The organism is Bradyrhizobium sp. dw_78, assembly GCF_018449525.1.
Classification (GTDB): Bacteria; Pseudomonadota; Alphaproteobacteria; order Rhizobiales; family Xanthobacteraceae; genus Bradyrhizobium.
On sequence record NZ_JAAVUS010000006.1, the window covers coordinates 206,313 to 233,190 of the forward strand.

General features: G+C 64.6%; 22 protein-coding genes and 1 other RNA gene. 10 read left to right on the plus strand and 13 right to left on the minus strand.

Annotated elements, in window-relative coordinates; all coding sequences use genetic code 11:
* Nucleotides 1-53 precede the first annotated feature (53 nt).
* Together HB630_RS17310 and HB630_RS17315 are read left to right on the plus strand one after the other, a co-directional pair.
* Nucleotides 54-245: a DUF1192 domain-containing protein gene (locus tag HB630_RS17310; RefSeq protein WP_213773479.1), complete on the plus strand. Its 192-nt coding sequence runs from the start codon at nucleotides 54-56 to the stop codon at nucleotides 243-245.
* Nucleotides 246-762: 517 nt separating this feature from the next.
* Nucleotides 763-1,275, plus strand: coding sequence for a DUF1465 family protein (locus HB630_RS17315; protein ID WP_213773480.1), 513 nt, complete (start codon nucleotides 763-765; stop codon nucleotides 1,273-1,275).
* 121 nt (nucleotides 1,276-1,396) lie between these two features.
* Here the strand turns inward: HB630_RS17315 and rpmE are convergent, their stop codons facing one another.
* Nucleotides 1,397-1,624 (minus strand): 50S ribosomal protein L31, encoded by a 228-nt coding sequence (gene rpmE, locus HB630_RS17320; RefSeq protein ID WP_213773481.1) that lies wholly within the window; start codon nucleotides 1,622-1,624, stop codon nucleotides 1,397-1,399.
* Nucleotides 1,625-1,817: 193 nt separating this feature from the next.
* Here rpmE and HB630_RS17325 point away from each other — a divergent pair, with 193 nt between their 5' ends.
* Nucleotides 1,818-3,641: an ABC transporter transmembrane domain-containing protein gene (locus HB630_RS17325; RefSeq protein ID WP_213773482.1), complete on the plus strand. Its 1,824-nt coding sequence runs from the start codon at nucleotides 1,818-1,820 to the stop codon at nucleotides 3,639-3,641.
* A 110-nt stretch (nucleotides 3,642-3,751) separates the two neighbouring features.
* Here the strand turns inward: HB630_RS17325 and HB630_RS17330 are convergent, their stop codons facing one another.
* From HB630_RS17330 to HB630_RS17340, 3 genes are read right to left on the minus strand one after another with little or no spacing between them, the layout of a single operon-like run.
* Nucleotides 3,752-4,201, minus strand: coding sequence for a GNAT family N-acetyltransferase (locus tag HB630_RS17330; RefSeq protein ID WP_213773483.1), 450 nt, complete (start codon nucleotides 4,199-4,201; stop codon nucleotides 3,752-3,754).
* Complete coding sequence (locus HB630_RS17335) at nucleotides 4,201-5,229, minus strand: peptidoglycan -binding protein (protein WP_213773484.1); 1,029 nt, start codon at nucleotides 5,227-5,229, stop codon at nucleotides 4,201-4,203. The genes HB630_RS17330 and HB630_RS17335 overlap by 1 nt, the downstream gene beginning before the upstream one ends.
* A gap of 16 nt (nucleotides 5,230-5,245) precedes the next feature.
* Nucleotides 5,246-6,247, minus strand: coding sequence for a flagellar motor protein MotA (locus tag HB630_RS17340; protein WP_213773485.1), 1,002 nt, complete (start codon nucleotides 6,245-6,247; stop codon nucleotides 5,246-5,248).
* A gap of 494 nt (nucleotides 6,248-6,741) precedes the next feature.
* On the opposite strand from HB630_RS17340, the gene HB630_RS17345 reads away from it, so the two are divergent.
* Together HB630_RS17345 and HB630_RS17350 are read left to right on the plus strand one after the other, a co-directional pair.
* Nucleotides 6,742-7,959 (plus strand): efflux RND transporter periplasmic adaptor subunit, encoded by a 1,218-nt coding sequence (locus tag HB630_RS17345; RefSeq protein ID WP_213773486.1) that lies wholly within the window; start codon nucleotides 6,742-6,744, stop codon nucleotides 7,957-7,959.
* A gap of 6 nt (nucleotides 7,960-7,965) precedes the next feature.
* On the plus strand, nucleotides 7,966-11,118 hold the full coding sequence (locus tag HB630_RS17350; RefSeq protein ID WP_213773487.1) for a multidrug efflux RND transporter permease subunit: 3,153 nt from the start codon (nucleotides 7,966-7,968) through the stop codon (nucleotides 11,116-11,118).
* Between the two features lie 190 nt (nucleotides 11,119-11,308).
* Here HB630_RS17350 and HB630_RS17355 read toward each other — a convergent pair whose 3' ends face one another.
* The 7 genes from HB630_RS17355 to tkt form a co-directional block, all read right to left on the minus strand.
* Entirely contained in the window at nucleotides 11,309-12,100 is a 792-nt protein-coding gene (locus tag HB630_RS17355) for an inositol monophosphatase family protein (RefSeq protein WP_213773488.1), read from the minus strand.
* Between the two features lie 107 nt (nucleotides 12,101-12,207).
* The gene (locus HB630_RS17360; protein ID WP_213773489.1) at nucleotides 12,208-13,290 is read right to left on the minus strand and encodes a tetratricopeptide repeat protein; all 1,083 of its coding nucleotides are present in this window, start codon (nucleotides 13,288-13,290) and stop codon (nucleotides 12,208-12,210) included.
* Between the two features lie 56 nt (nucleotides 13,291-13,346).
* Nucleotides 13,347-14,027, minus strand: coding sequence for a thiamine phosphate synthase (locus HB630_RS17365; protein ID WP_213773490.1), 681 nt, complete (start codon nucleotides 14,025-14,027; stop codon nucleotides 13,347-13,349).
* Between the two features lie 66 nt (nucleotides 14,028-14,093).
* A complete protein-coding gene (gene fba / locus HB630_RS17370; protein ID WP_213773491.1) occupies nucleotides 14,094-15,161 on the minus strand; it encodes a class II fructose-bisphosphate aldolase in 1,068 nt (355 codons plus the stop codon).
* Between the two features lie 37 nt (nucleotides 15,162-15,198).
* Nucleotides 15,199-16,392: a phosphoglycerate kinase gene (locus HB630_RS17375; RefSeq protein WP_213773492.1), complete on the minus strand. Its 1,194-nt coding sequence runs from the start codon at nucleotides 16,390-16,392 to the stop codon at nucleotides 15,199-15,201.
* A 175-nt stretch (nucleotides 16,393-16,567) separates the two neighbouring features.
* Nucleotides 16,568-17,575 carry a type I glyceraldehyde-3-phosphate dehydrogenase gene (gene gap / locus HB630_RS17380; protein ID WP_213773493.1) on the minus strand — a complete coding sequence of 336 codons (1,008 nt, stop codon included), beginning with the start codon at nucleotides 17,573-17,575 and terminating at the stop codon, nucleotides 16,568-16,570.
* A 282-nt stretch (nucleotides 17,576-17,857) separates the two neighbouring features.
* The gene (gene tkt, locus HB630_RS17385; protein WP_213773494.1) at nucleotides 17,858-19,843 is read right to left on the minus strand and encodes a transketolase; all 1,986 of its coding nucleotides are present in this window, start codon (nucleotides 19,841-19,843) and stop codon (nucleotides 17,858-17,860) included.
* Between the two features lie 264 nt (nucleotides 19,844-20,107).
* On the opposite strand from tkt, the gene HB630_RS17390 reads away from it, so the two are divergent.
* The 5 genes from HB630_RS17390 to HB630_RS17410 all read left to right on the plus strand — a co-directional run bounded on the left by HB630_RS17390 (nucleotide 20,108) and on the right by HB630_RS17410 (nucleotide 22,505).
* Entirely contained in the window at nucleotides 20,108-20,428 is a 321-nt protein-coding gene (locus HB630_RS17390) for a DUF4164 domain-containing protein (RefSeq protein ID WP_213773495.1), read from the plus strand.
* Nucleotides 20,425-20,808: a cell division protein ZapA gene (locus HB630_RS17395; RefSeq protein ID WP_213773496.1), complete on the plus strand. Its 384-nt coding sequence runs from the start codon at nucleotides 20,425-20,427 to the stop codon at nucleotides 20,806-20,808. The genes HB630_RS17390 and HB630_RS17395 overlap by 4 nt, the downstream gene beginning before the upstream one ends.
* 50 nt (nucleotides 20,809-20,858) lie before the next feature.
* Nucleotides 20,859-21,019: non-coding RNA, 6S RNA (gene ssrS, locus HB630_RS17400), on the plus strand.
* Nucleotides 21,020-21,106: 87 nt separating this feature from the next.
* Nucleotides 21,107-21,679, plus strand: coding sequence for a 5-formyltetrahydrofolate cyclo-ligase (locus tag HB630_RS17405; protein WP_346656108.1), 573 nt, complete (start codon nucleotides 21,107-21,109; stop codon nucleotides 21,677-21,679).
* A gap of 1 nt (nucleotide 21,680) precedes the next feature.
* A complete protein-coding gene (locus HB630_RS17410) occupies nucleotides 21,681-22,505 on the plus strand; it encodes a TIGR00282 family metallophosphoesterase (RefSeq protein WP_213773498.1) in 825 nt (274 codons plus the stop codon).
* Between the two features lie 855 nt (nucleotides 22,506-23,360).
* Here the strand turns inward: HB630_RS17410 and HB630_RS17415 are convergent.
* A complete protein-coding gene (locus HB630_RS17415) occupies nucleotides 23,361-24,704 on the minus strand; it encodes a cytochrome c (RefSeq protein WP_213773499.1) in 1,344 nt (447 codons plus the stop codon).
* On the minus strand, nucleotides 24,701-26,875 hold the full coding sequence (locus HB630_RS17420; protein ID WP_213773500.1) for a xanthine dehydrogenase family protein molybdopterin-binding subunit: 2,175 nt from the start codon (nucleotides 26,873-26,875) through the stop codon (nucleotides 24,701-24,703). Before HB630_RS17420 ends, HB630_RS17415 begins: the two co-directional genes overlap by 4 nt.
* Nucleotides 26,876-26,878: the final 3 nt, after the last annotated feature.

The following is a 26,878-nucleotide window of genomic DNA, read 5'->3' on the forward strand; positions in this document are numbered from 1 at the left end:
TCGGTCGGCCAACGGAGGATCAGGACAGGACGAGGATCAAGGGAGGACGATGCATGGCGATCGAGGATGACGACCGGCCGAGGAAAAAAATCAGCCACGAGATCGGGCAGGATCTTTCGCTGTTGTCGGTCGAGGAACTGGACCAGCGGATCGCGCTGTTGATGTCGGAGATCGAGCGGCTGCGGCAGGCGGCGGCGAAGAAGCGCGCCTCGAAGGATGCGGCGAACAGCCTTTTCAAGTCGTGAGCGATTTGAACCCGATCTCTCGAACCCGGTCTCTCCATGTCTCGTCCCGGACAAGTGAGCGCGAGCGAACGCGATCCGGAATCCATGACCACAGGCGGATGTCGTCGCGAGGGTTGGAGCCCCAACGTGCCATGACAATGCCGCACTCGGCCACTGGCCGACATGGCAAACAAAGCCTGAAGAAAATCGCTCGTTTACGAGCCGTTAAGCTTTCCCGAGTATGACTGGAAGCGTCCTCTTTGGACACCGAGTGGCTCCTGTCCACTCTGTTTGACGCCTCCCTGTTATCAACTTCAAAAGCCGCCGGAAACGGCGGCTCTTTTTTGTGCGTCGGTGCATCCGCGCCAAATTGTGTCGAAACCGGACGTCCGGGCGTTGGTTTTCGAATAACCGCACCTCGTGGAAACCATAAAAAGTCTTGTGTCTGGACTCTCGTCCACACCCGCGCAATGATTTGTTCATCATAAGCCGGCGCTTCCCAAGCCGGTCGCGTAACCAGTGGCGTGAGGCGTTAACCATGTCGGACCGTTCGCAAGGAGAAGCCGCTCTCGTGCAGTTCAGCGAACGGCTGGCCAATTCCGCGGCGTTTGGTGCCTTGTTCCGGGAAGGCATGGATCTGGTCGAGGAAACCGCGGCCTATCTCGACGGGGCCGGCCGCACCGAGGCCAAGGCGCTCGACCGTGCCGTCGGCCTTACTTACGCGACGGAAAGCATGCGGCTGACCACGCGCCTGATGCAATTGGCGTCGTGGCTCCTGCTGCATCGTGCGGTCAAGGAAGGCGAGATGACGCTGACTCAGGCCAATCGCGAAAAGACCAAGGTCAAGCTCAGCGCGGCCGATCCCGGCGCGGCCGACATGATCGAAAAGCTGCCGCAACAATTGCAGGATCTGATCGCCCGTTCGATGGCGCTGCAGACCAAGGTCCGCCGTCTCGACGGCACCATGCATGCCCAGATGACGGAACAGGTGGCGGTCGGCAATCCGCTGGTGCCGCAGCTCAATCGCCTGAAGGAGGCGTTCGAGCAGTAAGCGGCGCCTCATAAGAGATCACGGACAAACAAAAACGCCCCTGACCAGGGGCGTTTTGCGTTGGGCTCAAAGGCAGTGGGCTCGGAAGAAAGCAGGGCTCAAAAGAAAGTGATTGAGCGCATCAATCCTTCTTGAGGAAGCCCGAAAACTTCTTCTGGAACCGCGACACGCGGCCGCCGCGGTCGAGCAGCTGCTGGGAGCCGCCGATCCAGGCCGGATGCGACTTGGAGTCGATATCGAGGTTCAGCTTGTCGCCTTCCTTGCCCCAGGTGGAACGGGTCTGGTACTCGGTGCCGTCGGTCATTACGACCGTAATTGTATGATAATCCGGGTGAATTTCGGCTTTCATGGCATATCCTTCGGCGCGCCGGCGCCCGTCCAAGAGATCTCAGGGTGTGCGGATTTGGGCGGGTCTATAACGCAGCCGGGCCGGTAAAACAAGCCAACTCGTCCTGGCTCGATGTCGTATCTCTACGGATTTGCCAGCGCTGGCGGCGGAGCCTATCTGGAAGCGACAGGGCGGAAGCGACAGGTCGGATCTCATGAGCGTGGTGGAACGGTTGGACGGCGGCAACGGCGAAACCTCCGTCGAATCCGATCTGGCGGCATCGGCGGTGAAAGGCCGGGCGCGGCTGCGTCCGCTGGTGGAGCTTGCGCCTTACATGGCGCGGTATCGCTGGCGCGCCATTCTGGCCCTGATCTCGCTCACGGTGGCCGCGATCACGACGCTTGTGGTGCCGGTTGCGGTGCGGCGGATGATCGATTTCGGGTTCACCCCGGAAGGCATCGCCATGATCAACAGCTATTTCAGCGTGATGATCGCGGTGGTCGCCATCCTCGCCCTTGCCAGCGCGTCGCGCTATTATCTGGTCATGACGATCGGCGAGCGCATCGTCGCCGATCTCAGGCGCGACGTGTTCGCGCATCTGATCGCGCTGTCGCCTTCCTTCTTCGATTCCGCGCGCAGCGGCGAACTGATCTCGCGGTTGACCGCCGATACCACCCAGATCAAATCCGCGGCCGGCGCCTCGGCCTCGATCGCGCTGCGCAACCTGCTGATGTTCGTGGGCGCCGCCGCGATGATGGTGATCACGAGTCCGAGGCTTTCGGGCCTGGTGCTGCTGGCGATTCCGCTGATCGTGCTGCCGCTGGTGGCGTTCGGCCGCTGGGTTCGGCGCTTGTCGCGCAACGCCCAGGATACGCTGGCCGACGCCTCGGCCTATGCGTCCGAGCTGGTCGGCGCCATCCGCACCGTGCAGGCCTATACCGGCGAGCGGCTGGCCAATGCGCGCTTCGGCCGCGAAGTCGAACAGGCCTATGACGCGGCCCGGACGTCGGCGCAGGCGCGCGGCTTTTTGACCGCGATCGTGATCTTCATCGCCTTTACCAGCGTCGTGATGATCCTGTGGACCGGGTCGCATGACGTGCTGAACGGCGCCATCACGCCGGGCCGGCTCGGCCAGTTCGTTCTTTATACGGCGTTCGCCGCCGCATCACTCGGCCAGCTCAGCGAGGTGTGGAGCGAGGTTTCGGCGGCGTCGGGCGCGGCCGAGCGGCTGTTTGAACTGCTTCGCGTCAAATCCGCGATCACCGCGCCGGCCTCGCCCCGCGCGCTGCCGGTGCCGCCGCGCGGCGACGTCGGGTTCGAGAATGTCAGTTTCGCCTATCCGACGCGGTCCGATACTTCGGCGGTTGACGGCGTTTCGTTCTCGGTCCGCGCCGGCGAGAAGGTGGCGATCGTCGGCCCCTCGGGCGCCGGCAAGAGCACGCTGTTTCATCTGCTGCTGCGGTTCTACGACCCCACATCGGGCACGATCACGCTCGACGGCGTGCCGATCAGGGCGGCCGATCCGCATGATTTGCGCAGCCGCATCGCCCTGGTGCCGCAGGAATCCGTGGCCTTCGCCGCGACGGCGCGCGAGAACATCCGCTTCGGCCGGCCGGATGCCACCGACGCCGAGGTCGAGCGCGCCGCGGGCCTCGCGCACGCCACCGAGTTCATTCGCCGCCTGCCAGGCGGTTTCGAGGCGCAGCTTGGCGAGCGCGGCGTGACGCTGTCCGGCGGCCAGCGCCAGCGCATCGCGATCGCGCGCGCGATCCTGCGCGACGCGCCGCTGTTGCTGCTCGATGAGGCGACCTCCGCGCTGGATGCCGAAAGCGAAACGCTGGTGCAGACCGCGCTGGAGGAATTGATGCGTCACCGTACCACGCTGGTGATCGCCCACCGCCTCGCAACGGTGCTGTCCTGCGACCGGATCCTGGTGATGGAGCACGGCCGCATCGTCGAGCAGGGCACCCACGCCTCGCTGGTCGCCGCCAACGGACTCTATGCCCGGCTGGCGCGGTTGCAGTTCGAGGGGATTTAGAAGTCAAATCGTCATGCCCGGACTTGATCCGGGCATCCCTCTTCTTCGAAAAAATTCTTCAAAGTGATGGATTGCCGGGTCAAGCCCGGCAATGACAACCTTTGCAATCGTTATGGCTTCCACGCCATCCGCAGCACCGGCCGGCCTGAGGTCGGGTTGACGTCCTCGCCTTCATGCACAAAGCCGTTGCGCTCGTAGAAGCGGATGGCACGGGCGTTGTCCTTGTTGACGAGCAGCGTCACGCGCTTCGGTGACAGGCGCTTTGCTTCACCGGCGAGCGCATCGCCGAGCGCCGAGCCCCACTGTTCGGGAGCAGCCACCAATTGGTCGAGATAGCCGGAGGCGTCGATGGTGACGAATCCGATCAACATGCCCGCCTGTTCCGCCACGATGATCGCCGCGTTCGGCACCAGTTCGTTGCGCCAGCGTTCGCGCCACCAGTGTAGCCGCGCGGCAAAGTCGATCGCGGGATAGGCCTGCTGCCAGCTACGCTGCCACAGCGCGATGGCGGCGTCTTCATCCCCGGCGCGATAGGGACGAAGCTGAAATGCCGTAGCCACTACCGTTCCGTCAGCTTCAATTCGATGCGGCGGTTGCGCTTGTAGGCATCGTCGGTCTGGGCGGTGTCGAGCGGCTGGAATTCGGCAAAGCCAGCCGCGACCAGCCGCTGCGCCGGTACGCCGAGCGAGATCAGATATTGCACCACCGCGATCGCGCGGGCCGAAGACAATTCCCAGTTCGACTTGAACACCGGGCTGTTGATCGGCCTGGAATCGGTATGGCCGTCGACCCGCAGCACCCAGGCGATCTCGCCCGGGATCTGCTTGTCGAGATCGATCAAGGCGCCCGCCACCTTGTCGAGCTCGGCGCGGCCCTCGGGCAGCAACAGCGCCTGTCCGGTGTCGAAAAACACCTCGGACTGGAACACGAAGCGGTCGCCGACGATGCGGATATCCGGCCGGTTGCCGAGGATGGCGCGAAGCTGGCCGAAGAATTCGGAACGATAGCGCGACAGTTCCTGTACCCGCTGCGCCAGCGCGACGTTCAGCCGTTGTCCGAGATCGGCGATCCGTCCCTGCGATTCCTTGTCGCGCTTCTCCGAGGCGTCGAGCGCGTCCTCCAGCGCCGCGAGCTGCCGGCGCAGCGCGCTGATCTGCTGGGTCAACACCTCGATCTGCGCCAGGGCGCGCGCCGACACGCCCTTTTCGGATTCCAGCGCCTTGTTGAGTTCGGTGGTGCGGCCGGCGGCGTCGTTGCCGGCATTGGCGAGGCCGTCATACAGGCCCTTGATGCGGTCGCGCTCCCCCTCGGCGGAGGCGAGGCCGGCGCGCAGCTGCGAGATCTGGTCGTCGAGCGTGAGCTGGCCGAGCTTTTCGAGCGACAGCATGTCGTTGAGCTGCGCGATCTTGGCGTTGAGCTGCTCCAGCGCCTTGTCCTTGCCGGAGATCTGCTGCGACAGGAAGAACTGCACCACCAGGAACACCGACAGCAGGAACACGATCGACAGCACCAGCGTCGACAGCGCGTCGACGAAGCCGGGCCAGTAGTTGAACGCGGATTCGCCGCGGCGCGTACGTGCTAGGGCCATCGGAAGTCTCCGCTGTTTAATTCTTCTCCGGCTGGCGCGCCAACCGTTCGAGCAGCTTCTTGATCTCGCGGTTCTGCTCGCCCTGGCCGTCGGCCCATTCGCGGATCATCTGCTGCTCGGTCCGCATATGCGCGACGAGACCCTGAATGGCCTCGGCGAGATTGGCCATCGCCGTCGTGGTGCCGCGATTGGCGCCGCTTTCTTCCACCGCCGAGCGCAACCGCTCGAGCGCGCCTTGCAGTTCGCCGCCGGTGCCGGCTGCGGTTTCGCTGCCGGAATATTCGCGCACGGTGGTGGCGAGCCAGTCTTCGAGGTCGGTATAGAAGCGATTTTGCGCCTGGCTGGATTGCAGGTCGAGAAAGCCGAGGATCAGCGAGCCGGCAAGACCGAACAGCGACGACGAAAACGAAATGCCCATGCCGCCGAGCGGCGCGGCCAGGCCTTCCTTGAGGGTGTCGAACAGCGCGCCGGCGTCGCCGCCGACCTTCAAGCCGTCGATCACCTTGCCGACCGAGCCGACCGTTTCGATCAGGCCCCAGAACGTGCCGAGCAGCCCGAGGAACACCAGGAGGCCGGTCATGTAGCGGGAGATATCGCGGGCCTCGTCGAGCCGGGTCGCGATCGAATCCAGAAGATGCCGCATGGTCTGTTGCGAGATCGTCATCCGCCCGCTGCGTTCGCCGCCCAGGATCACCGCCATCGGTGCCAGCAAGGTCGGGCGCCGCTCGATGGCGAGGCCGGGATCGGCGATGCGGAAATTGTTGACCCAGGCCACTTCCGGATAGAGCCGGATCACCTGGCGGAACGCCAGGATGGTGCCGATCAAAAGCACCAGCCCGATCAGGGCGTTCAGGCCGGGATTGGCGAAGAACGCCGTCACGATCTGCTTGTAGAGCACCACCGCCACCAGCGCGCACAGCACCAGGAACACCAGCATCCGCACCAGGAAGATCCGGGGCGATGACAGCTTGGTCAGTTCGATTTCCATCGCCGAGCGGGAAGGGGGAGCTGAAGGCATTGGCTGATCATCACCTGTTGCGGGAGAAATGCTTTCCGGCACCAATATGGCACAGCGGCGCTAGGAAAAAAGCCGATTGTTCCGCGCGCGTCATGAACGTCAACATGAAAGCCGGGCGGAAGTCGTGCCGTCAGCGGACGCCCGCCGGCTTCGGTCTTGCGGGCGGACGGGTGTTGGTGCCTGCGGGATTGAGCGCCGTGGACTGATTCGTTGCCGACTCACGATCTTGCGCTTCGACTCATCATTGCGAATTTAAATGGTCCGCGGCTCCTCAGGACGCGGCGTTGCGCGAGGGAACCCGTCCCCGCGACAATTTAGCGGGCGGTAAAATCGTTGTTCGATGAGGGCGATAGAGGCGTGTGACATTGCGCCGCCCGCTCCACGCGTTGCGTTGCAGCAGGCTCTTCCTATCCTGCCGTCACCATGAGCGCGGACGTTTTCGCGTCACGCGAATTCAATTTTCGGTCGAACGCAAATCGGGGGCGATGGTTTCAATGTCAGAATTTCGCGCGCAGTCGGCATGCATTGCATTGGTCCTTGCCGCCGCAGTCCCTCTGCTCGCGGGATGCGATGAACCGAATTCCGCTTCGGCGGCGGCGCAGCCGTCCGAGCCCAGCGTGAGCGTCGTCGCCGTCAAGCCGCAGCCGCGCGCGGTCGTGCGCGAACTTCCGGGACGCATCGCGCCGACGCGCGTTTCGGACGTGCGCCCGCGCGTCTCCGGCATCGTCGTGAAACGGATGTTCAGCCAGGGCAGTGAGGTGAAGGCCGGCGATCCGCTCTATCAGGTCGATCCCCGGCCGTTCGAAGTGGAGGTCCAGTCCAACGAGGCCGCGCTGGCCAGGGCGCGGGCCGTGCTCGAACAGGCCGCGCAGCATGCCCGCCGGATCGCCACGCTGACCGCCCAGCGCACGACTCCTGAAGCCGAAAACGAAAAGGCCGTCGCGTCCCTGCGCCAGGCCGAAGCCGATGTCGAGGGACGCAAGGCCGATGTCGCCCGCGCCAGGCTGAATCTCGACTATGCGACGATCCGCGCGCCGATCGATGGCGTCATCGGCGCCGCGCTGGTCAGCGAAGGCGCGCTGGTCGTGCAGAACGAAGCGGCTAATCTCGCCACGATCCAGCAACTGGATTCGATCTATGCCGATTTCACCCAATCGGTCTCCGAACTGGTTCAGTTGCGGCGCGCCTTCGAAAGCGGCGATCTCGACCGCATTGCGCCCGACGCCATGAAGGTTCGCCTGGTCCTCGACGACGGTACGGTCTATCCGGTTCCCGGCAAGCTTTTGTTCTCCGAAGCCAAGGTTGACGCGCAGACCGGCCAGGTGACGCTGCGCGGCGAGTTTCCCAATCCGAAGCGCGAATTGCTGCCGGGCATGTATGTCCGCGTGCGGATCGAGCAGGGCATCGACACCGATGCCATCGCCGTGCCGGAGCAGGCGATCCAGCGCGACAGCGGCGGCGGCAGCGAAGTCTTCGTGGTCAAGAACGACGATCATGTCGCGACGCAGGCCGTTCGCACCGGATCGCTTCAGGACGGCCAATGGTTCGTCACCGACGGGCTGAAGGCCGGCGACAGGGTCGTGGTCGAAGGCTTTCAGAAATTCGCCGCCGGCGACAAGGTCAGGCCGCAGGCCTGGACCGAAGCGGATGCGTCCACCGATGCCGTTCCCGAAGCGGATGCGGGACCGACCCGGCAAACGGCGCGCCGGTGACATCCGATGCCGGGCTTCTTCATTGACAGGCCGATCTTCGCCTGGGTGGTCGCGCTGTTCATCTGCCTGATCGGCGCGATCTCGATTCCGTTGCTGGCGGTTGCGCAATATCCGATCATCGCGCCGCCCTCGATCTCGATCTCGACCAGCTATCCCGGCGCATCGCCGGAAAACCTCTACAACAGCGTCACGCGGCTGATCGAGGAGGAGCTCAACGGCGCGTCCGGCATCCTGAATTTCGAATCCACCAGCGACTCGCTCGGGCAGGTCGAAATCACCGCCAATTTCGTGCCGAGCACCGAGACCGGCGCGGCGTCGGTCGAGGTCCAGAACCGCCTCAAGCGGGTCGAGGCGCGGTTGCCGCGCGCCGTGATCCAGCAGGGCATCCTGGTCGAGGAAGCTTCAAGCGCGGTGTTGCAGATCATCACGCTGCGATCGACCGACGGCAGCCTCGATGAGGTCGGCCTTGGCGATTTCATGATCCGCAACGTGCTCGGCGAAATCCGGCGCATTCCCGGCGTCGGCCGCGCCACGCTTTATTCGACCGAGCGAAGCCTGCGGATCTGGATCGATCCCGACAGGCTGGTCGGCTACGGCCTGACCGCCGACGACGTGACCACAGCGATCAACGCCCAGAACGCGCAGGTCGCGTCCGGCAGCGTCGGCGCCGAGCCAAGCACGCCGCAACAGCGGATCTCCGCGCTGGTGCTGGTCAAGGGCCAGCTCGGTTCGCCCGATGAATTCGGATCGATCATCCTGCGCGCCAATGCCGACGGCTCGACGGTGCGGCTGCGCGACGTCGCCCGCATCGAGATCGGCGGGCTCAGCTATCAGTTCAACACCCGCCTCAACGGCCAGCCCACCGCCGGCCTGTCGGTGTTGTTGTCGCCGACCGGCAACGCGCTCGCCACCGCCGGCGCGGTCGAGGCCAAGATGAAGGAATTGTCGCGGTTCTTTCCGGCCAATATCGCCTACGACATCCCCTACAACATCACGCCGGTGGTCAAGGCATCGATCGAGAAGGTGCTGTCGACGCTGGTCGAGGCGGTGGTGCTGGTGTTCGTCGTGATGTTCCTGTTCCTGCAGAACATCCGCTACACCATCATCCCGACCATCGTGGTCCCGGTCGCGCTGCTCGGCACCTGCGCCGTGCTGCTGCTCGCCGGTTTTTCCATCAACATGCTGACGATGTTCGGCATGGTGCTGGCGGTCGGCATTCTCGTGGACGACGCCATCGTCGTGGTCGAGAATGTCGAGCGCATCATGGCGGAGGAGGGATTGCCGCCGAAGCAGGCGGCCCGCAAGGCGATGTCGCAGATATCGGGCGCCATCATCGGCATCACGCTGGTGCTGGTCGCCGTGTTCGTGCCGATGGCGTTCTTTCCGGGATCGGTCGGCATCATCTACCGGCAGTTCTCGGTCACGATGGTGGCGGCGATCGGCTTCTCGGCCTTGATGGCGATGTCGCTGACGCCGGCGCTGTGCGCGACGCTGCTCAAGCCGGTGGCCGCGGGCCACGGCCACGCCCGCAAAGGCGTGTTCGGGGCCTTCAACCGGCTGCTCGAAACCAGCCGCGACGGTTATTCGCGCACGGTGAGGGGGGCGCTGAAGCGCACGGGAAGGCTGATGCTGATCTATGCGGCGCTGCTGATCGGATTGACCTGGGCGTTCGTCCGCCTGCCCGGCGGGTTCCTGCCGGTCGATGACCAGGGCTTCATCACCACCGACGTGCAGACGCCATCGGATTCCTCCTATGCACGCACCGAAGCCGCGGTCGAAAAAGTCGAGAAATATCTGGCGCAGCGCGCAGGCGTCGAGAATGTCACGTTCCTCACCGGCTTCAGCTTCCTCGGCCAGGGCATGAACACGGCGCAGGCTTTCATTTCGCTGAAGGACTGGTCGGAGCGTTCGGCAAAGGATTCCGCCGCCGCGATCGTGGCCGACATCAACAGCGAATTGTCGTCGATCCGCGACGCCAAGATCTCGGCGCTGCAACCGCCGCCGATCGACAATCTCGGCAATTCCTCGGGCTTCAGCTTCCGCCTGCAGGACCGCGGCCAGAAGGGCTATGCGGCGCTGATGAACGCGGCCGACCGGCTGGTCGCGGAGGCCAATGCGAGCGAGGTGCTGCAAAAGGTCTATATCGAGGGGCTGCCGACGGCGCCGCAGGTCAATCTTGTGATCGACCGGGAAAAGGCCGGTGCGTTCGGCGTCACCTTCGAGGACATCAACAACACGATCTCGACCAATCTCGGCTCCAACTACATCAACGATTTTCCGAACCGCGGCCGGATGCAGCGCGTCATCGTTCAGGCCGATCGCGACGACCGCATGAACGCGGAAGATATCCTGAATTACAATGTGAAGAACAGGACCGGGCAGCTGGTGCCGTTTTCCGCTTTTGCATCGGTCGAATGGTCGAAAGGGCCGACCCAGATCGTCGGGTTCAATTACTATCCGTCCGTGCGCATCAGCGGCGAAGCCGCGCCGGGCTACACGTCGGGCGACGCGATCAAGGAGATGGAACGGCTTGCGGGCAGGCTGCCGCGCGGTTTCGGCTATGATTGGGCCGGGCAATCGTTGCAGGAAAAATTGTCCGGCTCGCAGGCGCCGTTTCTGCTCGCGCTCTCCGCCCTCGTGGTGTTTCTCTGTCTCGCCGCGCTGTATGAAAGCTGGACCATTCCGCTGGCGGTCTTGCTGACGGTGCCGCTCGGGATCTCCGGCGCGGTGCTGGCAGCGATGCTGCGCGGACTGCCCAACGACGTTTATTTCACCGTCGGCCTGATCACCATCATCGGGCTTGCGGCCAAGGATGCCATCCTCATCATAGAATTCGCCAAGGATCTGCGCGCGCAGGGCAAGCCGCTGATCGAGGCGACGGTGGAGGCCTGCAGCCTCCGGTTCCGGCCGATCCTGATGACGGGGCTTGCCTTCGTCTGCGGCGTGCTGCCGATGGCGATTGCGAGCGGCGCCGGCGGGGCGAGCCAGCAGGCGCTCGGCACCGGCGTCATGGGCGGCATGATCGCCGTCGTCGTCCTTGCGCTGCTGATGGTGCCGGTATTCTTTGTCTCGGTGCAGCGCTTTTTTGCACCGGACCGCGAGATCGTCGCGACGCCGGCCGGTGAGGTGTACGGACCGCCGGCGCGGGCTGTTCACTAAAGCCTTACGGTTCTGATTGAATCGGAACCGGACGCGTTTTCTTCACGCGAACCGGAATCCACTTCGCTCGAAAACGCTATGATTCGTCATTGCCGGGCTTTGACCCGGCAATCCGTTATCCCGAAAGTGCTGTTTGTGAAGTGTGATGGATGCCCGGATCAAGTCCGGGCATGACGATATCGCTGGACTGTTACCCCAGCGGCTTCAGGATCTTCACCAGTTCGCGATGCACGAATTCATTGCCGCAGATCACGTCGCCGGTCTTGAGCGGATCGTCGTCGCCGACGATGCCGCTGACGACGCCGCCGGCCTCGCGCACCATGATCTGGCCGGCCGCCATGTCCCAGGGTTGCAGATTGCGTTCCCAATAGCCGTCCAGGCGCCCGGCGGCGACGAAAGCCATGTCCAGCGAAGCGGCGCCGAAGCGGCGAAGGCCTGCGACCTTGTTCTGGATCTCGGTCATTTCCCGGCGCGACAGCTCATGGTCACCGCGCCCGATATGCGGCAGGCCGCAGGCGATCACGCATTCATCGAGCCTGCGGCGGCCGGCGACGCGCAGCCGCTGCTCGTTGAGGAAGGCGCCCTTGCCGCGCTCGGCGATGTAGAGCTCGTCATTGGCGGGATTGTAGATCACGCCCGCGATGATCGTGTCCTCGCGCTGCAGACCGATCGAGATCGCGAATTGCGGGATGCCGTGCAGGAAATTCGTGGTGCCGTCGAGCGGATCGACGATCCAGGTGTGGCTCTTGTCGGTGCCCTCGCGGCTGCCGCCTTCCTCGCCGATGAAGCCGTAACCCGGCCGTGCCTTGGCGAGGTCGGTGTAAAGCATCTCCTCGGCGCGCTTGTCGGCGAGGCTGACGAAATTGGCGGGCCCTTTCAGCGAGACCTGAAGATTTTCGATCTCGCCGAGATCGCGCGAAAGACTGCGGCCGGCGCGGCGCGCGGCCTTGACCATGACGTTGATGAGGGCTGAATGCAGCATGATCCCGGCTTGTGCGGTGGTTCAACGCAGAGACTGCGCTTCTCTCCCACCGGGGAGAGGTGAAACAGGGACTGGGTGCCTTGCGGTGGCTCCGGCGTCAAGGTGCATCATTTGGCGCCGAGCCATTTGCGCGCCGCCGCTTCCGCCTTGGCACGGTCTTCGGGGCTCAGATCGCCCAGCGCCTCGTCGAGCATCGGGTCGCCCTTGCCGGAGGTTTTGGCGACGAGATGCCATTTGAGGCCCTCGATCTTGTCCATCGGCGCGCCCTGTCCGTTCACCAGCACCCAGGCGAGCCGGTTTTGCGCGATCGGGCTGCCCTCCTTGGCGGCCCTGCGCAGCAGCGTCACCGCGGCGGGACGGTTTTGCAGCGTGCCGGTGCCGTTGAAAAGCGCGATGGCATATTCGACCTCGGCGTCGGTATTGCCGCCGAGCGCCGCGGCCTGCAACAGATGCACCGATTTTTCGATGTCTTTCGGTACCCCGTTGCCGTCCTTGTAGAAGGTCGCGAGAGCGTATTGCGCTTCCGGACTACCGGCGTCGGCCGCCTGGCGCAGCAGTTCCGCGGCGCGCTTGAGATCCTGCGGCAGGGTCTGTCCGTCGATATAGAGCAGCGCCAGGTTATAGGCGGCTTTCATGCTGCCGAGCTTGACCGAGGACGCCAGCAATTTCGCCGCCTCCGTGCCGCCGTCCGGGCCGCCTTGTCCGGCCAGGCGAAGCATGGCGAGCGAGAACATGGCCTCGCGGTCGCCGGCGTCGCAGGCGCGCCGGTACCATTCGATCGCCTTGGCGGTGTCGCGCGGGACACCAAATCCGTTGGAATAGAGCTCGCCGAGCATCGTCATGGCTTTCGGATCGCCCTTTTCCTGCACACGCTTGGTCGCAAGATCGAACGTGGCCTTGTAGTCCCCGCGCTGGAACGCGCCGTAGACCAGATCGACATGGGGATCGTCAGGCGTGGACGTAGCGGTTGTGGGCGCGGCCGGCTTCGGAATTGGTTCCGGCTTCGGCGCCACGGCGGGGGCCGGTGGCGGCTTCCTGACCGGCTCCTTGGCGACCTCGCGCGGCTTCGCTTTCGGCTTGGCCGCGGGCTGGCCGGTTGCCGGCGGCGGTTCGGCGGCACGGGGCGTCAGCGAGATCTGCGCCGCCGCGCCGCTTGCCGCCAGCGTCAGGCCGCAGGCGAGGGTCGCCATAGCACGGATCGCTATGGCAAGGATCGCTATGGGATGCAGGATCTTCATTTCCACCGCTATCCCTGTGCGGCCGCGGCTTTTCCGGATGAGACGGCGTGGGCCTGCCGGATCGCCTGCTCCACTTCCGATAGCGCCGCTTCCGCGCCGCGCGGATCGGCCCAGATGAAATCGCCGACCAGGACGAAGTCCGCGCCGGCCGCGGCGAATTCGTAAGCCTCCTCGCGCGAGGCGGCAAACCCGACACAGGGCGGCTCGAACAGTTCGGCCCACCATTGCAGGCGTTCGGCGATCGCCTCGATCGAGGGCCGCTGCCCCCCGGCGTCAGGCTCGCCGAACAGCACGTAGTCGACCCCGGTTTCGCCCGCGGTCATCGAATCGTGCCGCGTCGCCAGCCCGCCGACGCCGACGATCCGGTCGGGTTTCAGGCCCGGCAAAGCTTCCTCCAGGGCCGCGATGCCGGTCAGATGGGCGCCGTCGGCGCCGGCGCGGGCGACCAGTTCGACGTGACCGTCGAGCAGCAGCGCCGCGCCGCGCGCCTGCACCATTGGCGCCAGCGCCTTGATGCGCGTGATCATGGTGCGCGGGTCGGTCTCCGTCAGCCGCAGCAGCACCGCCGCGACATCGGCGCCGGCGAGCGCGCCCGCGAGGCTGGCCGCGAACGGCGACGGATCGTCCATGACGGGGGTCGCGAGATAAAGCCGCGGCACGGGGCGCGGCGGAACCGGTTTGGTGGCCATAATGCGGCTAGTTGCCCCCGGACTGCGGCCAAAAAAGGGGCGGCAACAGGCCCGCCTCTGGCGATCTCATGCGACTTTCGGATCGAGTTCGCCCTTGGCGTAGCGTTTGGCCATTTCCGCCGTGGTGAGAACCTTCTTGATCTTGCCGGCCTGGCCCGCGGTATTGAATTCCTCAAGCCGCTGCTTGCACAGCCTGGTCATCGCTTCCATCGCCGGCTTGAGATATTTGCGCGGATCGAACTCTTCCGGATTGTCCTTCAGAACTTTCCGGATCTGGCCGGTCATCGCCATCCGGTTGTCGGTATCGATGTTGATCTTGCGCACGCCGTTCTTGATGCCGCGCTGGATCTCGGACACCGGCACGCCCCAGGTCGGCTTCATCTTGCCGCCATTGGCGTTGATGATGTCCTGCAAATCCTGCGGTACCGACGACGAGCCATGCATCACCAGATGCGTGTTGGGCAGCTTGCGGTGGATTTCCTCGATGACGTTCATGGCCAGGATGTCGCCATCCGGCTTGCGGGTGAATTTGTAGGCGCCGTGCGAGGTGCCCATCGCGATCGCCAGCGCGTCGACTTTTGTCTCTTTCACGAACTTGACGGCTTCGTCGGGGTTGGTCAGCAACTGGTCGTGCGAGAGTTTGCCTTCGGCGCCGTGGCCGTCTTCCTTGTCGCCCATGCCGGTTTCGAGCGAGCCGAGCACGCCGAGTTCGCCTTCCACCGAAATGCCGCCGAGATGGGCCATGTCGGTCACGGTTTTGGTGACGCCGACATTGTAGTTCCAGTCGCCCGGAGTCTTGCCGTCCGCCTTCAGCGAGCCGTCCATCATCACCGAGGTGAAGCTGGCCTGGATCGCGGTCATGCAGGTCGCGGGCTCGTTGCCGTGGTCGAGATGCACGCAGACCGGAATCTGCGGATAGATTTCGGTGACCGCATCCATCATGTGCCGCAGCATCACGTCGTTGGCATAGGAGCGGGCGCCGCGCGAGGCCTGGATGATGACGGGCGCATCGAGGCTGGAGGCCGCCTCCATGATGGCGAGCGCCTGCTCCATGTTGTTGATGTTGAAGGCCGGCACGCCGTAATCGTGCTCCGCCGCATGGTCAAGCAATTGACGCAACGTGATGCGAGCCATGAATCCATATCTCCGCGTTGGGGCTGTGCCCGATAATCTATTTTACTTTCAAAACCTCGACGCCGGGCAGCGGCTTGCCTTCCATCCATTCGAGGAAAGCGCCGCCGGCGGTTGAAACATAGGTAAAATCACCGGCCACGCCGGCCTGGTTCAGCGCCGCCACGGTGTCGCCGCCACCGGCGACCGAGATCAGCTTCTTTGCTTTGGTCCGCTCGGCTGCGTGCCTGGCGGCCTGCACGGTGCCGCGGTCGAACGGCGCGATCTCGAACGCGCCGAGTGGTCCGTTCCACACCAGCGTCGCGGCGTCGTCGATCGCCGCATGGATCCGCGCGATCGAGCGCGGGCCGACGTCGAGGATCATGCCTTCGGCCGGGATCGCGTCGAGGCCGTAGGCGTGCGACGGCGAGTTGGCGGCGAACTGGAACGCCACGACGGCATCGACCGGCAGGATGATGGCGCAGTTCGAAGCCTCCGCCTTTTCGAGAATGCGTAGCGCGGTCGCGGCGAGATCCTTTTCCGCCAGCGACTTGCCGACGTTGACGCCCTGCGCATGCAGGAAGGTGTTGGCCATGCCGCCGCCGATCACCAGCGCATCGACCTTGGTGACGAGGTTTTCCAGCAGGTCGATCTTGGTCGAGACCTTGGCGCCGCCGATCACCGCGATCACCGGCTTGGTCGGCGCTTCCAGTGCTTTCCCAAGCGCGTCGAGTTCGGCCTGCATGGTGCGTCCGGCATAGGCCGGCAGTCTGTGGCCGAGGCCTTCGGTCGAGGCGTGCGCGCGGTGCGCCGCCGAGAACGCGTCGTTGATCCAGATATCGCCGAGCCTGGCCAGTGCCGCGACGAAGGCCGGGTCGTTCTTTTCTTCTTCCTTATGGAAGCGGGTATTCTCCAGGCAGAGAATGTCGCCGTCCTTCATCGCCGCGACCGCCGCTTCGGCGGGCTCTCCGATGCAATCATCGGCGAACGCGACCGGCCTGCCGATGATCTGCGACAGCGCCGCGGCGACGGGTTTGAGCGATTCCTTCGGATCGCGGCCCTTGGGCCGGCCGAAATGCGAAAGCAGGATCACCTTGCCGCCCTTGCCGGCGATCTCGGTGATTGTGGGCGCGACGCGCTCGATCCGGGTGCTGTCGGTGATGCGGCCGTCTTCGGCCGGCACGTTGAGATCGACGCGAAGCAGGGCGCGCTTGCCCTTTACGTCGACGTCATCGAGGGTGCGGAATTTGTTCATGCGGGTACCACAAATTTACAGACCGTCTTCCGCGGACTCGGTTCACCTCTCCCCTAGTGGGGAGAGGTCGGCGCGTAGCGCCGGGTGAGGGAGCGCGGCTTTTACGAAAGACCTGAACCCCTCATCCGATTTGCTGCGCAAATCGACCTCTCCCTATGGGAGAGGTGAAGCTCCGCTACAGCAGTTTCCCCATCGCCACCGCGGTATCGCCCATGCGGTTGGAAAAACCCCATTCATTGTCGTACCAGGCCATCACCCGCACCAGCGTGCCGTTCTGCACCTTGGTCTGGTCCATGTGGAACGTGGCGGAGTGCGGATCGTGGTTGAAATCGATCGAGACGTTGGGCGCGGTGGTGTAGCCGAGGATGCCCTTGAGCTGCTGCTCGCTGGCGCGCTTCATCGCCTCGTTGATTTCCTTGATGTCGGTCGCGCGCTTGGCGACGATCTTGAGATCGATCACCGAGACGTTCGGCGTCGGCACCCGGATCGAGACGCCGTCGAGCTTGCCTTTCAATTCCGGCAGCACCAGCCCGATCGCTTTGGCCGCGCCCGTGGAAGTCGGGATCATCGACATCGCCGCGGCACGGCCGCGATAGAGATCCTTGTGCAGGGTGTCGAGCGTCGGCTGGTCGCCGGTATAGGCGTGGATCGTGGTCATGAAGCCGGTCTCGATGCCGACGGTGTCGTTCAGCACCTTCGCCACCGGCGCCAGGCAATTGGTGGTGCAGGAGCCGTTGGAAACGACCAGATGATCCTTGTTCAGCGTGTCGTGGTTGACGCCGTAGACGATGGTCGCGTCGGCCCCGTCGGCGGGCGCGGAGACCAGCACGCGCTTGGCGCCGGCGGTCAGATGCGCGGCGGCCTTGTCCTTTGCGGTAAAGATGCCGGTGCATTCCAGCGCGATGTCGACGCCGAGCTCTTTCCAGGGCAGCTTGGTGGGGTCGCGTTCGGCGGAGACCTTGATCTTGCCGTTGCCGACGCTGATCGAGTCGCCTTCGACGGTCACGGTGCCGGGGAAGCGGCCATGCACGGAATCAAAGCGCAACAGATGGGCGTTGGTCTCGACCGGGCCGAGATCGTTGATGCCGACCACCTCGATATCCTTGCGGCCGGATTCCGCGATAGCCCGCAGTACATTGCGGCCGATACGGCCAAACCCGTTGATTGCGACCCGGACTGCCATCTCGCGTTTCTCCTCTCATAGCTGGTGCCAACCCCGCGGACGGCACGCCACGGAGATTTTTAAGGCAGATCGCCCGGTTCGGCCGGACGAGAACGGATAATATGCGGTTTAGGTAGCCCTTTTTCCGGGCAACCTCAACCGCCGGGCCAAAGCCTTTTCGGTTCTGGGTGAATCAGAACCGGGCTTTGGATTCCTGATTTTGACGCGTTTTCTCGACGCGAACCGGGATCCGCCCCGTTATCCAAGTCCGGGGCAGGCTTTCGCTCGAAAACGCTATAGAGTTCAGCCAAGCCGCTTCAGGGCAGCGTTAACCGCGGCCTCGGCGGTAATTCCGAAGTGCTTGAACAGGTCCTTGGCGGGGGCGCTGGCGCCGAAACCGTGCATGCCGATAAATTCGCCATCCGGGCCGATCACGGCATCCCAACCCCAGCGCACCGCCGCCTCGATCGCGATCTTGACCGGGGCGTTGCCGATGATGGCCTGCTTCTGGTCGGCTGGCTGCGAAAGCAGCAGCTCAAGCGCGGGCACCGAGACCACCCGCGACGCGATGCCGCGCGCGGCGAGCTGTTTCTGGGCGTCGACCGCGATCTCCACTTCGGAGCCGGATGCGAACAACGATACTTTCGCCTCGCCCTGGGCCGCGACCAGCTCATAGGCGCCGTGGCTGCACGGATTGTCGTTCGGTACAGTGGTGCGCAGTTGCGGCAGGTTCTGGCGGGTCAGCACCAGCACCGTCGGACCGTCGATCCGGTTCAGCGCCAGCTCCCAGCACTCCGTCACCTCGACCGCGTCGCAGGGCCGGAACACGCGCATGTTGGGGATGGCGCGCAGCGCGGCGAGATGTTCGACCGGCTGATGGGTCGGGCCGTCCTCGCCGAGGCCGATCGAGTCATGCGTCATCACATAGACGACGCCGGTGCCCATCAGCGCGGCCAGCCGCATCGCCGGGCGGGCGTAATCGGTAAAGCACAGGAAGGTGGCGCCGTTCGGCGCGAAGCCGCCATGCAGGAAGATGCCGTTCAGCGCCGCGGCCATGCCGTGCTCGCGGATGCCGTAATGGACGAAACGGCCCTTCGGCGTCTTGGCCGAAAAATCGACTGCCGTTTTCGCCTTGTTGTTGTTGGAGCCGGTCAGATCGGCCGAACCGGCGAGGAATTCGAGCGGCATCGCCTCCGCGATCGCGTCGATCGCGGATTCGGACGATTTACGGGTGGCGATATTCTGCGGTGTCTCAAGCAAAGCTTTCTTGTGGGCCTTGAGCGCTTTCGCCAGCGACGCCGGACGCTCATGCCGCAGCCGGCGTTCAAATTCGGCGCGCTTGCGATTGCCCAATTCCGCGAAGCGGGATTCCCACTCCTGGCGCGCGGCCGCGCCGCGGCTGCCGGCTTCGCGCCAGGCCTTCAACACATCGTCGGGCACCGAGAACGGCTCGAGCGAGATGCCGAGCTTTTCCTTGGCGCCCTTCAGTTCCACGGCGCCAAGCGCTTCGCCGTGGGCCTTCGCGGTGCCGGCCCTGGTCGGCGCGCCATAGCCGATCGTGGTCTTGCAGGCGATCAGCGACGGCTTGCTGGATTTTTGCGCCCGCGTGATCGCGGCCGCAATCGCCTTTTGATCCTGGCCGTCGATCAACTCGGCAGCCCAGCCGGCCGATTTGAAGCGCTTCACCTGGTCGACGGAGTCGGAGATCGAGGTCGGGCCGTCGATCGAAATTCCGTTATCGTCATACAGCACGATCAGCTTGTTGAGTTTCCAGTGCCCGGCCAGCGCGATCGCTTCCTGCGAGATGCCTTCCATCAGGTCGCCGTCGGAGCAGAGCACATAGGTGCGATGATCGACGATCTTCTTGCCGAATTCGGCGGCCAGCATCTTCTCCGCCAGCGCCATGCCGACCGAGGTCGCAATGCCCTGGCCGAGCGGCCCCGTGGTGGTTTCGATGCCCTTGGTGTGGAAGTTCTCCGGATGTCCCGGCGTCAGCGATCCCAGCTGGCGGAACCGCTTGATCTGGTCGAGCGTCATCTCGGAATTGCCGGTCAGATAGAGCAGCGCATAGAGCAGCATCGAGCCGTGGCCGGCGGACAGGATGAAGCGGTCCCGATCGGGCCATGCCGGGTTGGCGGCGTCATATTTCAGGAACTGCGTGAACAGCACGGTGGCCATGTCGGCCGCGCCCATAGGCAGGCCGGGATGTCCCGAATTGGCTTTTTCGACCGCGTCCATCGCGAGCCCGCGGATCGCATTGGCCATACGGGTGTGATCGACCTGCGTCATGATGAAAATCCGTCTGAAATGAGATGCTTGGTTGCGATATGGGCGTGGGGGCCCACGGAAAGTCGGGGGCTGGATAGCACCTGTGTTCCCGGAGTCCAAGGCGATGAAACGCCTAACTCGGCCGAAAAGTTGCTTTGCGGTGCATAGTTTGCAAGCGGCGTTGCGTTGGCCTCGCTTGCCACGTAAATTTCGTGCTCTAACCGCTTGCTGAGCCGTGGTATTTTGTCGCCCCGCGGCCGCATGATGAGGGCCTGCGCTGACTGCATGAGCGATCGTTCCTCCAACGGCCTCGGCCATGCCGAGCCATTTTCGGCGGACATTGACGCCGCGACGCGGCGGCTGATGGCCGCGCTCGACGCATTGGAAAGCGCGGTTGAGCGGCGGCGTGAAGCCGATCGCGACGAGGACGAGCTGGCGAGCCGGATTCAGGCGCTGGGTTCGGATCGCTCGCGGCTCGCCGACGAACTCGACGGATCGCTGGTGAAAACACGCCGGCTGGAGCGCGCCAATCGCGAGATCGCCGAACGGCTCGATGCGGCGATCAGCACGATCCGCGCCGTGCTGGATGCGGGAGAGAGTCCATGAGCCATGTCAACGTCACCATCAACGGCCGGCAATACCGGATGGCCTGCGAGGCCGGGCAGGAGACGCGGCTGTTGAGCCTCGCGGAAGGGTTCGAGGAGCGGATCGGATCGCTGCGCGGCAAGTTCGGCGAAATCGGCGACGCCCGCCTCACCGTGATGGCGGCGCTGATGACCAGCGACGAATTGCTCGACGCCAATCATCGCATCACCAGCCTGGAGCAGGAGCTCGAAGCTCTGCGCGGCGTCCGCACCGCCTCGGCCGATCGCGCCAAGACGGTGCAGGCCGCGGTCGCCAACGCGCTGAACGCGGCCGCCGACCGCATCGAGAAAGCGACGCAAGTGATCAACCGCACCATCGGCGGCGGCGTCGCAATCGGGTGATGGCTGCGTTAGCGCTGGCGGATTACGCTCATCGTGGTTACATTGGTCCGGCGAGGCTGCATCGCACGTCAGGAGCCATATATCCCCGGGGCCTTATCGATCCTTTAGGGAACTGTCCCTGGCCGGGTCCGTGGACCCGGACATATGGTGCCCACCTACTTTCGTAGGGAACTCCGGGATCGAGCGCTCCAACGGCCATTGTGGCTTCGCACTTTTCTCTTTCACTGCGAGTTTCCGCGTGTTCGCCAGCCACGCGGGTGACGACTGCAAAGCGTGACGCGGAATGCCAGCCTTGTCGATAGAGCGATCAAAGGCAGAACTCCGTGCAACCGCCCTCGCAGCACGCGATGTGCTGAGCGGCGCGCAGCGCATCGCTGCGGCGCAGGCCATCGCCGCGCGCGGGCTGCCGTTCGCCCTTGCGCGCGGCGCAATTGTCGCCGGCTATTCGCCGATCCGCAGTGAGATCGATCCAGGTCCGCTGCTGCAAAGGCTCGCCACAGAAGGTGCAACGCTGGCGCTGCCGGTGATCGCCGGGCGCGATCAGCCGCTGCGATTTCATGCCTGGTCCGCCGGTGATGAACTCGTGCGCGGCGCGTTCGGCATTCTCGAACCGCCGCCCGAGGCCGCCGAGGTTATCCCTGACATCCTGCTCGTTCCGCTGGCGGCCTTCGATCGCGCCGGGCACCGCATCGGTTATGGCGCCGGATATTACGACCGCAGCCTGGCGCAATTGCGCCGGTCGAAGGCGGTCACGGCGGTCGGCATCGCCTTCGCCGTGCAGGAAATCGAAGCCGTGCCGTCGCTGACGCACGACGTGGCGCTGGATTATGTGCTAACGGAAGCGAAAGTGTTCGATTTCCGGAGTGGATGACTTGCGTATTCTTTTCGTCGGTGACGTCGTCGGCAGGGCGGGGCGCACCGCGCTTGCGGAACATCTGCCCGGCATGGTCCGTGACTGGGCGCTCGATCTCGTCGTCGTCAATGGCGAGAACGCCGCCGGCGGATTCGGCATCACCGAGGCGATCTACCAGGAATTTCTCGACGCCGGCGCCGACGTCGTCACGCTCGGCAATCATTCCTGGGATCAGCGCGAGGCGCTGGTCTTTATCGAGCGTGCGCCGCGGCTGGTTCGTCCGGCGAATTATCCGAAGGGCACGCCGGGCCGCGGCGCTGCGCTGGTCGACACCAAAAGCGGCAGGCGCGCGCTCGTCGTCAACGCGATCGGCCGCGTCTTCATGACGCCGTTCGACGATCCGTTCGAAGCCGTCCATCGCGAAATCGAGGCCTGTCCGCTGGGCATGGCAGCCGATGTGATCGTGGTGGATTTCCACGGCGAGGCGACCAGCGAAAAACAAGGCATCGGGTTTTTCTGCGACGGCCGCGCCAGCCTCGTCGTCGGCACCCATACCCATGTGCCGACCGCCGATCATCAGATCCTGCCCGGCGGCACCGGCTACATGACCGATGCCGGCATGACCGGCGATTATGATTCGGTTATCGGCATGCAGAAGGAGGAGCCGTTGCGTCGCTTCACCTCGGGCATTCCGTCCGGGCGGTTCGAGCCGGCGCTGGGGGCTGCGACGCTCAGCGGCGTTGCGGTCGAGACCGACGATGCCACCGGTCTGGCACTGCGCATCGCGCCGGTGCGGGTCGGCGGCCGGCTGGAACAGGCGCTGCCGGGGTTCTGGATGCCGTGAGAGTCGGGCCGAAAATGCAACCGGATCGTAGGGCGGAATAGCGATCGCGTATTCCGCCCTTACAGTCGCCGAGTTGGCGGATTACGCCTTCGGCTCAATCTGCCCGACGGGCTGAATCTAGCCTTCGTCGTTCCGGGATGGTCCGAAGGACCAGACCCGGAATCTCGAGATTCCGGATCGCCGCTTCGCATCGTCCGGAATGACGATCGTATTTAATGGTTGCTACGGGCTGATTTGCCTGACCGGCTGTTCTGCGATTCTGGTGTCCAGCCCTCTTCTCGAAAATATTTCGGTTCACAGCCAGGCCAAATCACCGCCATGTCGCGCCCCATCCCGCACCCGCAAGAGGGGCGTATCGCGATCGTCACGGACGTTGGTGCGGGAAGCGGTGGACGCGGCAGCGGCGAGAGACGAACGCCGATGAACGCGGACGGCGAAGCCGTGTGGTCCTGACGCCCCGACGCTGGCGTCAAGTTGGCGATGATGCCTGCGCATCACGCTGGCGACGGTGACAATAGAGCCCGGTCACCGGGGAGAGCGCGGAGTAAGCCGTTAAAACCATTGCGCAGGGAAGGCCGGGTTGTCCCGGTGTACCTGTGGTGACGAACTCGTGTGCTTATCTACTTTGCACGCGAGGCTGCGGGTGCAACGGGCACCCGGCTTTCCCTGCGCCCTCTCTTGAGGGTCGCGCTGCGCCCTCTGCTTTCGAGGGAGAGGATTTTGCAACGCTCGGGCGCTATCGCGCCGCGAGAGGGCGGATGCTTGTCTTTTCCGTTCTTTTCCGTTGTTTGAAAATCGAATCGGAAATGACGCCTCCGACGCTGTGGCGCGCGACCTGTGCTCCGTCAGCCTCGGTTACTGCGACACCTGCTTGCGCAGCTCGGTGACGTCCTGCGCCGTCAGCTTCGATCCCTTGCCGCCGAAACGCGCCGTCACATAATTGGCGACCGCCGCGATCTCGTCGTCGGAATAGGCGTCGCCGAAGGCGGGCATCGAGATCGCGCCGTCCGGCGTATTCCGCCTGGTCCCGGCGATCACGATCTGCGCGACATTGGTCGCGCCGGGATCGTTCACCGCCCAGGCGCCGGTGAGCGTGGCGAACGGCGAGACTGGACTTTCGCCGGTCCAGCCGTGGCAGGAAACGCAGGCGCCTTCGAACACCATCTTGCCGCGCGCATCTGCGGTGACGCCGTCCTTGTGCGAGGCCGGCGCGGGCGGCGCCAGCGTCGCCGGCAGATCGGGCGACGGGGTCGGGGGCACGCTGCGCAGATAGGCCACGATGGCGCGGATATCGTCGGGCGCCAGCTGGCTCAGGCTCTGGTCGACGGCTTCGCCCATCGGGCCCGACGCGGTGCCATGACCGAGTGCATGTCCGGTCGACAGATAGGAGATCAGATCGTCGTCATGCCACGCGCCAATGCCGGTTTGCTTGTCCGAACTGATGTTGAAGGCGCGCCAGCCGGCGGTGATCGCGCCGGCGAATTTCTTGGGGTTGTCGAGCGCGAACGCCGGATTGCGCGGGGTGTGGCATTCGCCGCAATGGGCGAGGGCTTCCGCGAGGTAAGCGCCCCGGTTCCATTCCGGGCTCTTCGACGTATCGGGCTCGAACCGGGTGTCCGGATTGAACACGGCCGACCAGAACATCATGCCCCAGCGCTGGTCGAACGGAAATTCCAGCGTATTGGCGGGCGCGGGCGCGCGCACCGGCGGCAGGCTGAACAGATAGGCCTTGATCGCCAGCGCGTCGGCGTCGGTGAGATAGGTATAGGACGTATAGGGCATCGCCGGATAAAGCCGCGCGCCGTCGCGGCGGACGCCGCGGTGCAGGGCGTTCAGGAAATCCTGGTCGCTGTAATCGCCGATGCCGGTTTCCTTGTCGGGCGTGATGTTGGTCGAATAGAGCGTGCCGAACGGCAGCTTGAAGCCAAGGCCGCCGGCATATTGCTTGCCGTCGGGCGCAGTGTGGCAGACCATGCAGTCCGCGGCCTTCGCCAGGTAGGCGCCGCGTTCAACCAGGCTCGCCTGGGCGAGGGATGCAGGAACGCCGGCCGGATTGGTGCCGCGATAATCCGACAGCGCCACGGTCGTTCCGCCGGAGAAAGCCATCGGCCCCGGGCCGCGGAGCACCCAGAGACCGGCCGCCAGCGCCGCCACGATGATCACAACGATACCTGCGAGAATGCGCATGGCCGGGCTCATGATTTTTTTCCCGCCGCGATCAGGCTGCGGTCGATCGGCAGCCTGCGCAGCGCCACGCCGGTCGCGGCATAGATCGCGTTGCGCAGCGCCGGCGGCCCTGCGGTGACGCCGGTCTCGCCGATGCCGCCGGGCGCTTCGCCGCTGCTGATGACATGCACTTCGATTTTCGGCGCCTGGTCGATGCGCAGCATCCGGTAATCATGGAAATTGGACTGCTGCACCCGCCCCTTGTCGATCGTGATCTCGCCATAGAGCGCGGCGGTCAGGCCGAAGATCAGCCCGCCTTCGATCTGCGCCATAATGATATCGGGATTGACGGCGATGCCCGCGTCGACCGCGGAAGTGACGCGGCGCAGATGCACCTCGCCCTGTTCATCGACCTCGGCTTCCACCACGGTCGCGATGAAGCTGCCGAACGAAGGCTGGACGCTGACGCCGCGCCCGACACGCGAGGGAAGCGGCTGGCCCCAGCCGGATTTCTCGGCCACATAATCGAGGGCGGCCTTGAGCCGCGGCTCTCCCAGCGTGTCACGGCGGAAAGCCACGGGATCCTTGTTGGCCTTGCGCGCCAGTTCGTCGATGAAGCATTCGATCGCGAATACATTGTTGTTCGGACCGACGCCGCGCCAGAATCCGGTCGGCACCGCCGGCGGTTCGGCCCGCACATATTCGACGTGGAAGTTCGGAATGTCGTAGGGCATGTCGACGGCGCTATCGATGGCGTCGATGTCGATGCCTTTCTGGAACGCCGGCGGCAACCAGCGCGCGATCACGGCCGAGCCCGTGACCTTGTACTTCCAGCCCACGATCTTGCCGTCCGACAGCGTCGCGGCAATGGTGTCGCGATAGACCGGGCGATAGATATCGTGTTGCACGTCCTCCTCGCGCGTCCACACCACCTTCACCGGCCCGTCGACCTGTTTGGCGATGCGGACCGCGGCAATGACCATGTCGGGTTCGAGCTTGCGTCCGAAGCCGCCGCCGAGCAGATGGTTGGTGACGGTGACTTTGTCGACCGGCAAGCCGGCCGCCTTCGCCGCCGCCGACTGCACCCGGGTCATGATCTGGGTGCCGGTCCAGATCTCGCAGGAATCGGGCGTCACGTGAACGGTGCAGTTGACCGGTTCCATCGTGGCGTGGGCCAGGAACGGCAGCTCGTAGGATTGTTCGTATTTTTCGCCGGTGGCGAGGCCCTTGGCGATATCGCCAGTGGATTTGGCGACCACGCCGTCCTTTTCACTGGCCGCGCGCAGGTCCTGCCAGATGTCTTTGGAACTGATGCGCGCATTCGGGCCCTCGGCCCAATCGATCCTGAGCGCCTCGAGTCCTTTTTTCGCGGCCCACATATGATCGCCGACCACCGCCACCATATCGTCGAGGATCACGACCTGCCGCACGCCCGGAATCTTCCGGGCGGCGCTGTCGTCAACCTTGCCGACCTTGCCGCCGAACACCGGACAGGCCGCAAGCGTCGCGAATTTCATGCCGGGCAGCATCGCGTCGATGCCGTAGACCGCCTTGCCATTGACCTTGTCGGGCGTGTCGAACCGCTTCAGCGGCTTGCCGATATAGACGAAATCCTTGGGATCCTTGAGCGCGACATCCTTCGGCGGCGTCTGGCTGCCGGCCGTGCTTGCGAGCTCGGCGTAGGAAAGCTTGCGGCCGCTGGCGCCATGCGTGACCTCGCCTTTCGACGTGGTGCAACTGGCCGGTTCGACCTGCCATTGTTGCGCGGCCGCCTGCACCAGCATGGCGCGCGCGCTGGCGCCCGCATTGCGCAGCGGCTTCCAGAATGCACGGATCGAATTGGAATTGCCCGTGACCTGAATGCCGAATGTCGGATTCGCGTAAAGCTTGTCGTTCGGCGGCGCGGCCTCCAGCGTCACTTGCGCCAGATCCGCGTCGAGTTCTTCCGCCAGGATCATCGCCACCGCGGTGTAGATGCCCTGTCCCATCTCGACCTGGGGCATCACCAGCGCGGTATGGCCGGCGGCGTCGATTCGGATGAAGGCGTTGGGCGCGAATTTGCCGTCGGTCGTGTCCGGCGGTTGCACCGGCTCATTGGCGGCGCGGACCGGAACGTGGAAGGCGAACAGAAAGCCGCTCGCCAGACCGCCGGTCAGCAAGGTGCGGCGTGAAAACGCGTCGGGGATTTTCGCTGCGATGGTCATGAC

Bases quoted from the DNA above. Each gene is read 5' to 3' on its own strand.
- HB630_RS17390 (WP_213773495.1), top strand. From the start codon at position 20,108: ATGAGCGATCGTTCCTCCAACGGCCTCGGCCATGCCGAGCCATTTTCG.
- HB630_RS17420 (WP_213773500.1), bottom strand. From the start codon at position 26,875: ATGACCATCGCAGCGAAAATCCCCGACGCGTTTTCACGCCGCACCTTG.
- HB630_RS17345 (WP_213773486.1), top strand. From the start codon at position 6,742: ATGTCAGAATTTCGCGCGCAGTCGGCATGCATTGCATTGGTCCTTGCC.
- HB630_RS17310 (WP_213773479.1), top strand. From the start codon at position 54: ATGGCGATCGAGGATGACGACCGGCCGAGGAAAAAAATCAGCCACGAG.
- HB630_RS17395 (WP_213773496.1), top strand. From the start codon at position 20,425: ATGAGCCATGTCAACGTCACCATCAACGGCCGGCAATACCGGATGGCC.
- tkt (WP_213773494.1), bottom strand. From the start codon at position 19,843: ATGACGCAGGTCGATCACACCCGTATGGCCAATGCGATCCGCGGGCTC.
- HB630_RS17315 (WP_213773480.1), top strand. From the start codon at position 763: ATGTCGGACCGTTCGCAAGGAGAAGCCGCTCTCGTGCAGTTCAGCGAA.
- HB630_RS17325 (WP_213773482.1), top strand. From the start codon at position 1,818: ATGAGCGTGGTGGAACGGTTGGACGGCGGCAACGGCGAAACCTCCGTC.
- HB630_RS17340 (WP_213773485.1), bottom strand. From the start codon at position 6,247: ATGCCTTCAGCTCCCCCTTCCCGCTCGGCGATGGAAATCGAACTGACC.
- HB630_RS17350 (WP_213773487.1), top strand. From the start codon at position 7,966: ATGCCGGGCTTCTTCATTGACAGGCCGATCTTCGCCTGGGTGGTCGCG.
- fba (WP_213773491.1), bottom strand. From the start codon at position 15,161: ATGGCTCGCATCACGTTGCGTCAATTGCTTGACCATGCGGCGGAGCAC.
- HB630_RS17355 (WP_213773488.1), bottom strand. From the start codon at position 12,100: ATGCTGCATTCAGCCCTCATCAACGTCATGGTCAAGGCCGCGCGCCGC.
- HB630_RS17415 (WP_213773499.1), bottom strand. From the start codon at position 24,704: ATGAGCCCGGCCATGCGCATTCTCGCAGGTATCGTTGTGATCATCGTG.
- HB630_RS17375 (WP_213773492.1), bottom strand. From the start codon at position 16,392: ATGAACAAATTCCGCACCCTCGATGACGTCGACGTAAAGGGCAAGCGC.
- HB630_RS17365 (WP_213773490.1), bottom strand. From the start codon at position 14,027: ATGGCCACCAAACCGGTTCCGCCGCGCCCCGTGCCGCGGCTTTATCTC.
- rpmE (WP_213773481.1), bottom strand. From the start codon at position 1,624: ATGAAAGCCGAAATTCACCCGGATTATCATACAATTACGGTCGTAATG.
- HB630_RS17335 (WP_213773484.1), bottom strand. From the start codon at position 5,229: ATGGCCCTAGCACGTACGCGCCGCGGCGAATCCGCGTTCAACTACTGG.
- gap (WP_213773493.1), bottom strand. From the start codon at position 17,575: ATGGCAGTCCGGGTCGCAATCAACGGGTTTGGCCGTATCGGCCGCAAT.
- HB630_RS17360 (WP_213773489.1), bottom strand. From the start codon at position 13,290: ATGGCGACCCTCGCCTGCGGCCTGACGCTGGCGGCAAGCGGCGCGGCG.